This window comes from Paenibacillus sp. lzh-N1 (genome assembly GCF_002872435.1).
Classification (GTDB): Bacteria; Bacillota; Bacilli; order Paenibacillales; family Paenibacillaceae; genus Paenibacillus; species Paenibacillus polymyxa_C.
This window is the reverse complement of the sequence record NZ_CP025696.1, coordinates 2,798,966-2,812,422: the sequence shown is the minus strand read 5'-3', so window position 1 is coordinate 2,812,422 and position 13,457 is coordinate 2,798,966. Positions and strand designations below refer to the sequence as shown.

General features: G+C 44.3%; 11 protein-coding genes. 1 reads left to right on the top strand and 10 read right to left on the bottom strand.

The genetic code is table 11. The features are described 5' to 3' along the window. Nucleotides 1-10 precede the first annotated feature (10 nt). The 10 genes from C0638_RS12755 to C0638_RS12710 all read right to left on the bottom strand — a co-directional run bounded on the left by C0638_RS12755 (nt 11) and on the right by C0638_RS12710 (nt 11,563). Entirely contained in the window at nt 11-1,606 is a 1,596-nt protein-coding gene (locus C0638_RS12755; RefSeq protein WP_058710775.1) for a response regulator transcription factor, read from the bottom strand. Between the two features lie 70 nt (nt 1,607-1,676). After that, nucleotides 1,677-2,366 (bottom strand): DNA alkylation repair protein, encoded by a 690-nt coding sequence (locus C0638_RS12750; RefSeq protein ID WP_058710774.1) that lies wholly within the window; start codon nt 2,364-2,366, stop codon nt 1,677-1,679. Between the two features lie 19 nt (nt 2,367-2,385). Continuing rightward, nucleotides 2,386-3,003 carry a DNA-3-methyladenine glycosylase family protein gene (locus C0638_RS12745; RefSeq protein WP_058710773.1) on the bottom strand — a complete coding sequence of 206 codons (618 nt, stop codon included), beginning with the start codon at nt 3,001-3,003 and terminating at the stop codon, nt 2,386-2,388. A gap of 61 nt (nt 3,004-3,064) precedes the next feature. After that, nucleotides 3,065-3,880: an SPL family radical SAM protein gene (locus tag C0638_RS12740; protein WP_058710772.1), complete on the bottom strand. Its 816-nt coding sequence runs from the start codon at nt 3,878-3,880 to the stop codon at nt 3,065-3,067. A gap of 14 nt (nt 3,881-3,894) precedes the next feature. Next, on the bottom strand, nt 3,895-4,428 hold the full coding sequence (locus C0638_RS12735; protein ID WP_058710771.1) for a methylated-DNA--[protein]-cysteine S-methyltransferase: 534 nt from the start codon (nt 4,426-4,428) through the stop codon (nt 3,895-3,897). Continuing rightward, nucleotides 4,409-5,014 carry a bifunctional transcriptional activator/DNA repair enzyme AdaA gene (locus C0638_RS12730; RefSeq protein WP_058710770.1) on the bottom strand — a complete coding sequence of 202 codons (606 nt, stop codon included), beginning with the start codon at nt 5,012-5,014 and terminating at the stop codon, nt 4,409-4,411. The genes C0638_RS12735 and C0638_RS12730 overlap by 20 nt, the downstream gene beginning before the upstream one ends. 152 nt (nt 5,015-5,166) lie before the next feature. Beyond that, a complete protein-coding gene (locus tag C0638_RS12725) occupies nt 5,167-6,657 on the bottom strand; it encodes an alanine/glycine:cation symporter family protein (RefSeq protein WP_058710769.1) in 1,491 nt (496 codons plus the stop codon). 220 nt (nt 6,658-6,877) lie between these two features. Continuing rightward, nucleotides 6,878-8,767, bottom strand: a complete 1,890-nt coding sequence (locus C0638_RS12720) for a beta-glucoside-specific PTS transporter subunit IIABC (protein ID WP_058710768.1) — start codon at nt 8,765-8,767, stop codon at nt 6,878-6,880. A gap of 250 nt (nt 8,768-9,017) precedes the next feature. Further along, nucleotides 9,018-9,848 carry a BglG family transcription antiterminator LicT gene (gene licT, locus C0638_RS12715; RefSeq protein ID WP_013372961.1) on the bottom strand — a complete coding sequence of 277 codons (831 nt, stop codon included), beginning with the start codon at nt 9,846-9,848 and terminating at the stop codon, nt 9,018-9,020. Nucleotides 9,849-10,123: 275 nt separating this feature from the next. After that, the gene (locus tag C0638_RS12710; RefSeq protein WP_102163520.1) at nt 10,124-11,563 is read right to left on the bottom strand and encodes a 6-phospho-beta-glucosidase; all 1,440 of its coding nucleotides are present in this window, start codon (nt 11,561-11,563) and stop codon (nt 10,124-10,126) included. Between the two features lie 426 nt (nt 11,564-11,989). Here C0638_RS12710 and C0638_RS12705 point away from each other — a divergent pair, with 426 nt between their 5' ends. After that, nucleotides 11,990-13,450 (top strand): L-fucose/L-arabinose isomerase family protein, encoded by a 1,461-nt coding sequence (locus C0638_RS12705; RefSeq protein WP_058712500.1) that lies wholly within the window; start codon nt 11,990-11,992, stop codon nt 13,448-13,450. Nucleotides 13,451-13,457: the final 7 nt, after the last annotated feature.

The following is a 13,457-nucleotide window of genomic DNA, read 5'->3' as shown; positions in this document are numbered from 1 at the left end:
CACCTAACGATTAATTGAATTTTCTGCGAAATTCTTCAGGTGTGTGCTTTACGTTTTTTTTGAACACTTTAAAGAAGTATTTGATATCTTTATAACCAACCTGTCTACTAATTTCTGCGACCTTGGCGTCTGTATGCAGCAGTAAGTGCTGAGCCTTTTGCATTCTGAGCTTCACCATATATTCCGTGAACGAGAGCCCAAAATAGTTTTTGAACAGAATGCTAAAATAGGACGCATTATAGTGAAAGCGCCGGGCCACAATCTCCAGACTTAGGTCTTCATGTAGATGTGTATCCAGAAATTCCTTGCATTTTTTCATGATAGGTTCACCTTTGGAGCTGCCGTCAAGCTCAAGAATCAGCTCTTTTAACCATGCTGCAATACGATCCTCAAGATTCTGAAGACATGTGGCCTCTTCGACAGCTCGGTTCAACTGTTCCGAGTAACGTGAGTAGACTTCCTCACTCCACCCTATATTTAACCGTGGTAAACTAACTAGGAGAAGGTGTATTAATTTAGCTTTAAGCGCATCAGGTGGAGGGTACCCTTGCGTCATTCGTCCAATGAAATGTTGTACCCATTCCAATAGCTGATCGGGCTTTCCATTAGAGATAGCGCTTTCAACGAATTTTAGAAAGGCTATTTGTTCATGAGTGCTCAATTCCTGTACCGGCTGGTCATCATCTGAAGCGACAAGGTTCAAACATCTGATGTGAGGTGTATAAAAACGCATGGAGATCAGGCGAACAGCCCTTTCGTGAGATGGGCTTATTTGCATTTCATCAAAATCAAAAGGCTGACCCCAAGCAAACCAAATGGAGATAGCTTGCTGCTGCTCCACCTTTTTCAGACCAGCTTGAAGTGCACCTTTGGCCTCCTTGCCTTCAGTCCTGTCTCTCCAATTCACCACGGCGATCATATGGTCTTTATGGACTTCAAGTGGGAACACGACAGAAGACGCCCAAGGCCGCAATATTTCAACAACCGTGTTTCGCAGCTTATTATCCCACATATAAATATCCTCTGGGCGGGATGCAGATGCCCCCAATGCGAGAACTTCACCTACCCCCTGCCACCCAAAGTGACTTTTTAATAGGCTTTTCTCGTTCGACTGCAACTTGTCTGTCACGCATCTGCTAAACAAATGCTCCACAAATGCAGGCATGCTCTGCTCGATTTGATTTAACGCTGTTCGATTTTCACCGAGTACTTCCTGCTCCTCTAGAATGATCTTCTCCATGTGTTGAATCACTTCAATAAGCTGCTGTGATTGCACCGGTTTTACCAAATAATCATTCGCTCCGTATCGTACCGCCTGCTGTGCATAGCTAAATTCCTGGTAGACTGTCACTAAAATAACTTTGGTCTCATGCTGACCCGATGTCCTCAATTGTTGAAGATATTCAATCCCGTTCATAATCGGCATCTGAATATCTGTAAAAACGATCTGGATCGGTTGGGATAATGAAATGTTTAAAGCATCTTGCCCGTTCTTGGCTTCCCAAACCTCGTATTCTGGACGTAAATCCCGGACCATGGCAGCCAACCCACGGCGCTGCCTAGTTTCATCATCTACAACCAGCACTCCCAGCGGGATCGAATTCACTGACTCCCCTCCTGTCGATCTTATACACGTATGTTTTTTTCAGTATAACACTTACAGGCGGGGACCCATCCTATTTTCTTTTTCGTTTCATACTACGAATGGTCGTTTTCGTTGCCTGATCCACCCGGTATGATTCTGTGATTTTTTGCAGAGCCTTGTTGAAAGTAAAATCGTCTAATGCATTATGACTTAAATACGCCATCGTTACCTCAGGCAGCTTGATATAACAGATTGATATTGCCCATGCTACCGCCATTTGTACATAATAATCTTCTCGATGGGTCTGATCTAGCAAAGTAAGCACCCGGTTAATATACTGTTCTTCAATATAAAAATTCAGCAGCATAACCACCCCAAACCGAATTTCATATTCTTTCTTAGAGAACAGATAGGGCTGAATAAAATCCCATACTCTTTCTTTATGTTGTTTCGTGATTTTCAATCCGGCACAGAAACTATCGCATACGGACCAATTATCAATTTTAGGAACAAACTTGGCGGTATAACTCAAAACTTCCTCAATATCTGTTTTTACAGAACCAATCACCATACCTTGCAGCATCACTTCTTCAAAGTGCTCACTTTCGGCGGTCTCCAGATAAAGTCGCCAATCTCCTTTGGCAATATCTTGAGCCAGCTTACGCAGCACCGGCAGACGCACACCCAGCACATTATTAATCGTTGGCAGCAATGCAGCCGTAAATTTCTGAAAATCCGTATCCACTTGTGACAGTATCTGCTCTCTGATGGTCTTCTCCATATTTTCCACTCCCTGTTTGTTAACGAAATGAAATGCTCCACAAATAAATGGAGGCCACTGAACCATAAGGTGAATACGCTCGGCGATACTCCTCAAATTGCTGCTTGGTCAGTGTATCTAAATGGTACAACTTCATCATTCCCCGCCGAATAGCCATATCGCCCCAACTGACGACGTCCGGTCGTTCCATGCAATTAATCAGCATCATTTCAGCTGTCCAAGGGCCTATCCCTTGTAGCGAGGATAATTTCTGGATCACCTGTGTATCAGAAAGCTCATATAATTCCTGTAAATCCAACAATCCCTGCTCGATCGTTTGGGCTATATTCAGGATACATGCTGCTTTTTTCATGGTTATGCCACAGCTTTGAATTTCCTGAGCCGTCTGAACGGCTATATTTTGCGGAGTGATCGCGCCTAATTTCTCATGCATCCTTGTCCATATGGTCTGAACCGCCTTGGCCGAAATAAGCTGCCCCACAATCGCATGAACAAGCGCCGCAAACAGGTCGGGAATGATTACGCGTTCTACCTTGCCCATTTGCGTTATAGCGGCACCAAGTACGGTATCTACCGTTTTCAGGTAGTTGATTTCCTTTTCTCCATAGTCAAAGTTTTTGGTCATGACCGTTTCCATTTGTTCGCTCGCCCCCCTTGTATGGTACACTCTTCATTTAATGGCATAGGTTGCTTTTATATCAAGGTTCAAAGCCTTCTTTGCTCACATAGAGCTGTTCTTTCGGAAAAACATGAAGAAAACGCTCATAAACCGCCTTATACGCAGCAGGGTGATACCATTCCTCCAGCCCCAATGACTCGTACAGCGCACCAATGTTCAAGCTACGCGTCCGCCTTCCCCCGCTGCCGTCTCCCATAAAATAATCATCTATACAGACACGGTTGACCAGAGGCACAAGCTTGTCTGCAAAATGCTCACTGCTTGGCAGCATCGGAGCAATAGTAGCTTGCGTCGGTACACCTGCCTCTTTTAAAAGTTGCAGCGTTTGGAGACGAGCCTGGATGGGAGGAGCTTCCGGGGTGAAATGTTTGCGTATATCCTCACGGTCTGTTTCTACCGTGATACTCACACGTACACATTCCTTCAATTGGAGCAATAAATCAACATCTCGTCGTACAAGCGGACTACGCGTCTGTACAAAGAGAAAATCTGGCGGATCTTTCACCATCACTTCCAGCAGAGATCGGGTCACCTCTTCTTTGTACTCGGCCGGCTGATAAGGATCTGTGCTTGACGACATAAAAATTGTGACTTTACCTTTGGATTTGGCCCTGCGAAGTTCCTTGCGAAGAATATCTGCCGCTTCTTTTTTAATATCAACCCATGTTCCCCAGGCTTCCTTACGAAACGTAGAGACTGGCAATTGGCGTACATAACAATACGAGCAACCAAAGGTACAGCCGGTATATGGGTTCAACGAGTGTGTATACCCTGACAAGAAGCCGGTTCCTTTATTCAAAAGAGTCTTGGGAGATTTGTAATACTCATTTTTCATACCTAACCTCACTACTATATTGATTTGTGTGTGCGATTTTTTTCAAGCTGCAAAAGCTTCACCTTCATGTCCAGCCCCCCACGATACCCGGTCAAAGCTCCATTCTTACCAATGACCCGGTGACAAGGGATGGTGACCAAAATCGGATTAGCACCGATGGCAGTACCTACCGCACGAACAGAGTTCGGCTTTTGAATAGCGTTGGCAATGTCTGAATAGGATTGTGTCTCCCCATACGGAATATTACACAGCGCGTTCCATACAGCCATTTGAAATGCAGTTCCATGAAAGTCAAAAGGGAATGTAAAATGTGTGCGCTCCCCTTGGAAATATTCAATCAACTCCTTGGCATAGAGCTGTAAAACGATATCCTCTTCAACTAAAGGACTGCCGGGAAATCGACTTCCTGCCCATGCCATCAATTCCTCTATAGGCTGATTAAGCGAACCGACATAACATAATCCTTCCGATGTAGCTGCAATATATAAATTCCAATCCTCGTGCGTCAATAATGACCAATAGATCGTTTTATTCATTTGATGTACCATGCTGTGTACCTCCTTTTTGAGTTGCTTTGGATTCGAGTTGGCGATACTGCAACGGGGTGTAACCTGTATTCTTTTTAAACAACGTAATAAAGTAAGGGATATTGGACAGACCTACGTTCTCCCCCACTTCCGCAACAGATTGATGTGAGCAAATAAGCAGCTTCTTCGCTTGTTCCAACCTAGTACGCTGTATATATTCCATCGGAGTTACATGCATGATTCGCTTGAAGGTACGATGTAAATGATACGGGCTTCCATGACTTATCTCTGCCAGGACGTGCAATGTTAAGTCCTTCATATAGTTCGAATCTACGTATTCTGCAACTCCTGTGATCCAGTCGTGATCAGGCAATCGTTGTCCTGTCGGTTTACATCTTTTACACGGACGAAAATGCTCAGCCAAAGCCTGCTCTGCTGATATAAATAAACGGATGTTCTCTCTTTTAGGAGGTCGGGATTTGCAGGAGGGGCGACAAAATATTTTCGTTGTCTTCACAGCATACAAAAATACCCCGTCATAAGACTTGTCATTTTCTACAATAGCTCTCCACTTCTCGTCTGTTATGGATAAATCGGATGCTCTCATTTCAATCCCCCTCTTGTGCAATGTTCCCTGCCTCATATCTAAATTATAAACTAAACAGTGAACATATGTACCCCTTTTGGAATGTAAAGGCAAGATAATGAAAAAAGATGACCCCACGAGGAGCCACCTTTAAAGGTAGTAATCTATCTTATTTAGGCTTGAAGCTTACCCGGTTCAACCGTGATCGTCAACTCATCTGAAGGATGCTGGTATGCCTGTGACCAATAATCTGCATTTGAAATTCCCGCCTGCTTCGGGTCAAATACCGGGTCTAGCCCTTGGCCCCGTTGCCGCTCGTAATCCTTAAGCACGAGAAGCGCAGGCTTGGCCAAAAGGATCATAGCAATCAGATTCACCCACATCATAATACCGACCCCCATATCCCCCAGGGTCCACGCCAACGCAGATTCCTTAACAACCGTTCCATAGAACGTCGAACCCAGAATAACCAGTTTTAACAGGAACATAGGCCATTTGGCTTTACGATCGGCAATCAGGTAGGCCATATTCGTTTCAGCGATATAATAATAGGCGATAATGGTGGTAAAGGCGAAAAAGAACAATGTAATGGACAAAAGACTCGACCCAAAACCCGGAAATACCGATTCGATGGCAGCCTGTGTATATTGAGTTCCTTCTTCAACACCCGGAAGATGCTGCACAATATAACCCCCACCTGGTCCCTTAACATTGTACATCCCTGTAAACAAGACCATGAAAGCCGTAGACGTACAGACTAAAAAAGTATCTACATACACGGAAAAGGCTTGAACCAGCCCCTGTTTTGCTGGATGGGACACTTCTGCGGCTGCTGCCGGATGCGCACCAGAACCTTGTCCCGCTTCATTCGAATAAATGCCTCGTTTTACCCCCCAGGCAATGGCTGTCCCTGCTATACCACCGAACACTGAATCGATACCGAAGGCACTGCGAAAAATAAGGGCAAATACATCGGGAAGCGCAGTAATGTTCGTCATCATAATATAGAAAGAGACAAGGATGTAGCCAAGTGCCATGAAGGGTATGACTACCTGTGCCACATTGGCAATTCTTTTTACACCACCAAATATGATAAGCGCCAGCAACACGACAACTACTATCCCGGAAACCTTCATATCCATACCAAACGAATTATGAAAAGCTACGGCGATGGAGTTCGATTGAGTTCCAGGCATTAGCAAACACATAGCGACCAACGCAGCAACCGCAAAAATAACGGCAAACCATTTTAAGCCTGTTCCTTTTTCAATATAAAAAGCCGGGCCGCCTCGGTACTGACCATCACGCTTTACCTTATAGATCTGAGCCAGTGTAGATTCAACAAACGCAGTGGCCGATCCGATAAAGGCCATGACCCACATCCAAAATATTGCCCCAGGTCCCCCCATACCGACTGCCAATGCAATCCCAGCAATATTTCCCGTCCCTACACGTCCCGATAGCGCCATCGTAAAGGCTTGAAAAGAAGAAACGCCTGCCTCTGAACTTTTTCCTTTAAAGACGAGGCGAATCATCTCTTTGAAATGCCTGATTTGTAAAAATCGAGTCATGATCGAAAATAATAACCCCACGCCCAAACAGACATATACCACAGGATTGCTCCAAATGACGCCATTTACTGCCTCTGCCCACTTCTCTAACATTCCTTGCATTTCCCCCCTGATCCATCAATTCATATTTAGTTTACGTTTTCAGAAAATTTGCATAATTACAAGAAATTATAGATTAGTTTTTACAAGCGTACAAGTTAATTTAATTGACATATTGTCAATTACAAATCGACTTATCTGCTACTGAAAGGACGACAAAAAAGCTCTGACGATCCAGGAAAGTGGATCATCAGAGCTTGGTCTTTAAAATATTTTAGGCGATGCCTTCTTGCTCATTTGGAGCGCCAGACAGTTTCAACAGGGGGGCTTGCTCCGCTATCTGCCCTTGGGAGATTGGGAGGATTTCCGTATATTCAGAAGAATTTGTGATAATAACTGGCGTAATCGTAGGATAACCCTCTGCCTTGATTTGCTCCACATCAAATTCGAGTAGCAGATCTCCTGCCTTTACTTGATCGCCTTCTTTAATATAGGAAGTAAAATGTTTGCCGTCCAGTTTGACCGTATCTACTCCGACGTGAATTAAAACTTCTGCTCCCTGATGCGAAACTACTGCCAGCGCATGCTTTTTCTTGAACGCCACAGTAATGGTTCCGTCGAACGGGGCTACGACTCGGCCCGTTGTCGGTTGGATGGCGATACCTTTACCCATAGCTTCTGAAGCAAATGCAGGATCGGGAACTTCCGTTAGAGCGACCACAGTTCCTTCAATCGGGCTTAATACCTCCTCATTAGAAACGACAACTGTAGAAGTCGACTCTTTAGTCGAATTGTCAGTGGTTTCTTCCTCTTCAACTGGATCTTCGAAGCCTAAAATATAAGTCAAGATAGCTGAAATCAAAAATGAAACAGTAATCCCTAAAATCAATCCCGGGAAACCTTGTCCGCCAGGACCGTAAAAGATCGGCAAGGTCAGCAATCCAGGTGCGCCAGAGGCAAATGCCTGCGTCCCAGCTTGGCCGATAATGGCACCACCGACAGCACCGCCGATAATACCTGCAATAAACGGACGTTTCAGCGGTAGCGTAACCCCATAGACCGCTGGCTCTGTGATTCCGAACAACGCAGTAAGTGTAGCGGAACCCGCTAGTGTTTTCAGCTTTTTATTTTTCGTTTTCAGCATGACCCCAAACGCTGCACCGGTTTGAGCAAAGATGGAAGCCGCAGCAGAAGGCTTAATACCGTCTCTGCCGTTAACAGCAATGTTATTAATAAATACAGGTACAAGACCCCAGTGAACCCCGAAAATAACGAGCAACTGCCAGCAAGCACCAAGAATTGCTCCAGCCAGCAGCGGACTAAAGCTGAACGCAGCAACGAGCGCGGTAGCGATTGCGTTGCCCACATACACCCCGACTGGACCAAAAACCATCAGGGTCAGAGGAAGCATAATTACAAGTAGAATTAAAGGTGTAATAAAGTTTTTGACGCTCTCATGGATCAGTCGATTGCACCATTTTTCCAGCTTACTCATGACGATAACGGCTAAAATAATCGGAATAACGGTAGATGAATAACTCATCATCACAATAGGAATACCGAAAAAGTCTGTAGGTGTACCTTCTGTTTTCAGCGTGACAATCGTCGGATAAAGCAGCCCTCCGGCGATGGTCAGAGCAACGAAGATATTACCTCCGAATTTCCGTGCCGTTGTAACCGCTAACAAGAGCGGCAGGAAATAAAACAAGCTGTCGGCCGCAGCATACAAAATCATATAGGTAGTGTCTTTCGGAACCAGCCAGCCAAGGTTGCTCGCAATCAGCAGCAGACCTTTCAAAATACCGGAACCAGCCATAACTCCGAGCAACGGTGCGAAAATGCTGGAAATTACGTCGATTACAGCGCCAAACCCTTTCTTACCTTTAACTGAATTCTCTTCTTTTCCAGTTTCATTCAAAATGTTGGATACTTGGCCGATGGCATTATATACTTCTGGTACTTTGTTACCGACCACAACCTGGAACTGGCCACCGCTCTGCTTGACCGTAATAATTCCATCGGTTTTTTCCAGCTTTGCCTTGTCTGCTTTTGCCTCATCTTTTAGCACAAAACGCAGGCGCGTGGCGCAGTGTACGAGCGATACTACATTTTTTTCGCCGCCTACCAGGTGCACAATTTCTTTAGCCAGTTTTTCATAACTCATGATGGACACCTCCATGTTCTAAGGGGCTTTTTACCATATTTAGGCACACAAAAAACCTAAGCCTTGAAAAATGGTGGGCACTTGAGTCCCGCAATTTTTCATGACTTAGGTTTTGCCTGCATAACCAGTAACAATCCCAGTTAAAACTTATTAAATTCCTGTTACTCACATAATATAATTAAACTACCATATTTGTCAACAAAAACATTTAACCTTTTATTTTGATCCTTTTTCGAATAAAAGGTTTAACTTATCTATTCACCACTCGTTCAATATGCACAGTCAAATACAGCTTTTCTTCGTTCGTCAATTCGTGACCGTATTCTTTTTTTACAAAGGTTCCGATTTTCTCCGTACAAGCGGCTGCTTCCTTGTGCTTTTCCTTAATCATGTCATATAAATGATCATAGTTATTTTCATAGTGATTTCCCTTAAATACACGCTGGGCGAAAAATTTCAGATGCGTAATAAAGCGGAAATAACTCAAAGAATCCTCGTCAAAATCCACCTTAAAATGGTACTTGGCGATATTGATAATTTGCTGGATGAACTTCGTAATACTCATGGTCGTAATGACTTCCTCGTTCATTTCAGCATTCACGATGTGAAGGGCAATATAAGCCGCTTCATCCACAGGCAGTTCAATACCGAGCTTTTGTTTGATTTGTTCCAGCGTTCTCAGACCAATAGCGAATTCTTCTTTGTACAGCTGCTTGATTTCCCACAATAACGCGTTTTTGATTTCCAGTCCTTCCCGGTACCTTTCAATAGCAAAATTGATATGGTCGGTCAGAGAAACATAAATATTTTCGTTCAGCTTTCTGTTCAGATTATGCTTGGCGTCATTAATGACTTCCTCCACAATCACGATCAAATCCATCGGTACCTCGCGCAGCAGCATTTTGAAGTTATCGGATGTCTGCTTGTTTTTCAGCGCAAATACCTTCTGAATCCTAGTTTCGTCTACTTTGTCTCCTGGCTTTTTCTTAAAAGCAATCCCTCGACCCATGACCACGAGTTCTGTACCGTCTGTCTGGTAGACACTAATTACATTGTTGTTGATGACCTTTGCTATATTCATCTCGATCCCCCGTTCCCTATGCCAGCAAGAGCCACTCATGCTCCATCCACTTTATTGCAAACAAAAAAAACCGAAGCACGCCAAATAAACAAGACTGTAAAATCCGCTTATTCGTGGCTTAGGTTTTGCCTGCTATGCAGTAACAATCCTAAAAATGATGGAATTGCGTCAAGTATAGCCCGAAAAGGAACGATTGTCAACGCTTTCAATCAAGTAACGAGGATCGGAAATCCCCGTTGATTCAGGACGTCCGATCCTATTTCCTTGTGGTACGATTATTCGCCGAGATTTTCACCGTCGGAATGAATTACGTTTTTGTACCAGTGGAAGCTTTTCTTTTTAATACGCTTCAACGAACCGTTGCCTTCGTTGTCACGGTCTACATAAATATAACCATAGCGTTTTTTCATCTCTCCGGAGGATGCGCTGACAATGTCAATCGGTCCCCAACTGGTGTAACCGATAATTTCGACCCCGTCTTGAAGAGCCTCGCCCATTTCGGCAATATGCCGCTTGAGATAGTCGATTCGGTAATCGTCATTCACTTCTCCTTCAGGCGAAACCACATCATTGGCCCCAAAACCGTTTTCCACTACGAATAAAGGCTTTTGGTAGCGGTCATGCAGTTGGTTGGCTGTGATGCGGAATCCTTTTGGATCAATCGTCCAGCCCCATTCTGACTTGTCCAAATATGGGTTGGCCACGGAGCCGAATACATTCCCGCTGGTCATGTTTTTGACAACTTCCGGGTCTGTGCTGGTTGTCCGGCTCGAGTAATAGCTAAATCCGATGTAGTCGACGGTATGATCTTTCAAAATGGCTGCGTCGCCGGATTCCATCTCGATGTTTAGTCCATGATCCTTGAAGAAGCGTTTCGCATAACCAGGATATTCGCCGCGTGACTGTACATCAATGAAGAAGTAGGACTCGCGGTCTTTTTCCATCCCCTGATACACATCTTCGGGATTACATGTATACGGATAGAAGCTACCAGCAGCAAGCATACAGCCAATCTTTGCATCTGGAATGATCTCGTGACATGCTTTCACCGCCAGCGCACTTGCCACAAGCTGATGATGCGCAGCCTGGTACTGAATTTGTTTAACGTTTTCACCTTCTTGAAATACAAGCCCTGCACCAAGAAACGGCAAATGAAGCAGCATGTTAATCTCATTAAACGTCATCCAGTATTTTACTTTATCCTTGTAACGAGTGAATACAGTTTTGGCATAGGTTTCAAACAAACCTACCAGTTTCCGGCTGCGCCAGCTTCCATATTTTTCGATCAGAGCTACCGGCACGTCAAAATGAGCAAGGGTCACAACCGGCTGAATACCGTGTTTATGCAATTCGTCAAATAAATCATCGTAAAATTGCAGCCCCGCTTCATTTGGAGTAGCGTCTTCTCCAGTTGGAAAAATACGAGCCCAGGCAATGGAAACACGCAGTGCCTTGAATCCCATTTCCGCAAATAGTGCAATATCCTCGCGATAGTGATGATAGAAGTCAATGGCTTCGTGGGAAGGATAGAATTCGCTTTCAAGTGGAGTCAACGAAGGAACATTCCCTTTCATTATGCTTCTTCTCTTCTCTCCGGTAGGCAGCAGATCCACCAGACTCAACCCTTTACCGTCTTCCAAATAAGCCCCCTCAGCCTGGTTGGCAGCAAGAGCACCACCCCATAAAAAGTCTTTAGGAAAAACATAACTGGACATAAACGTTCTCCTTCCAAATGTGTAATAAAAGGGATACAGAAAGGGTGATGAGTAATAAAAAAACCCAAACCAGCCTGATTACACTTGCAGTGTAAACAAGCCAGTTCAGGTTATGCCCTATCGGTAACATCCCATGAAAAGGTTATTCATATTTGATTGAAACTCTAACAAAGATTTAGGAGCCTGTCAAATTTAATAGATATGATACATACGTTATTCACTCTAAATTAAATACATTTGTTTAGTTTATTTTCGAAAAATAACTAAACTAAACGCCTTAATTTTTATAAAAAGAGTAATTGACAGCGGTTTATAGAGATGATACGATGACTTCGAAAATAAAACTTTATATAATTTGTACACCATAGTTTAGTTTTGTTTAGTGTGATTTCAATTTGTTTACTTCTAGTACAAGGAGAGTTATTCATGAAAAAGCTGAAACTGGGGTATGCGCCTACTCGACGATTCACCTTCAGTGCTGAGGATGCATTCCGCTACAAAGTTGCCATTCGCAAACAAATCGAGAGCTTCGGAATGAACATGGACATCGTGGATTTGGAAGGACTTAATGAAGAAGGTTTACTGTATGACGATCATATTAACGCAGACTTGATTATCAAACGTTTCAAGGAAGAGGAAGTAGACGCCGTTTTCTTCCCCCACTGCAATTTTGGTACCGAGGATACGGTTGCCCGTGTGGGCAAGGCGATTGGCAAGCCGGTTCTATTGTGGGGTCCACGTGATGAGGCTCCTCTAGCCGACGGGATGAGATTGCGGGATACCCAGTGTGGATTGTTCGCCAGCGGAAAAGTGCTTCGCCGCTTTAATGTCCCTTTTACCTATATCACAAACAGTCGTGTAGCTGATCCGGTATTTGAACGAGGCTTTAACAACTTTATCTCGGCTGCCAATGTAGTACGACAGTTCAAGAGTTTACGGATTCTCCAAATAGGTCCTCGTCCTGCTTCCTTTTGGACCATGATGTGCAATGAAGGGGAACTGTTGGAGCGATTCGGTATTGAAATTCATCCAATCACACTAGTAGATATTCAGCTCCGTTCAAAGAAAATTGCCTCCGGAAGCAGTGCTGAGCTTTCAGAAGCGATTGATTATATCAAAGAGAAGCTGGACTACAGTGAAGTCACCGAAGAAGATATCAGACGTATCGCTGCACTTAAAGTAGCCATGAAATCCTACGCTATCGAAACGGGAAGTACAGCTATCGCCATCCAATGCTGGTCCTCCCTCCAGGAAGCCATGGGAATTATGCCTTGTCTGGCAAATGCTATTTTGACAGATGAACAAATTCCGGTCACCTGCGAAACCGATATTCACGGAGCTATTACTTCGGTTATGGTGCAAGCGGCTGCGATGAACGAACTGCCAACCTTTTTTGCTGATATTACAGTACGTCACCCTGAGAATGACAATGGAGAACTTTTATTCCACTGCGGAAACTTTCCAGTCTCCATGTCTATTGAGAACAAACCCAAACTGCGCAAGCACTTCCTGTTCGATGATCACGCACCAGGCACACATGAAGGACAAATCAAAGGCGGCGGCATGACCATCGCTCGTTTTGATGGTGATCATGGAGATTATTCCATTTTCCTCGGCAAAGCTAAAGGAATTGAGGGACCTTATACCCGCGGCTCGTATGTCTGGGTAGAAGTCAACGACTGGCCGTTATGGGAAGAAAAGCTCGTCAAAGGTCCTTACGTCCATCACTCTGTTGGCATTCACGCTAACGTCATCCCAGCTCTGTACGAGGCCTGCAATTACCTTCCAGGCGTTAAGGCAGATCCGGTCGATCCTACCGAACAGGAAATCCAACGCTGGTTGCGTGGTTCCGATCTCGCTGTCACCAAGTCGGGTATTCTGGTTTAACTATATT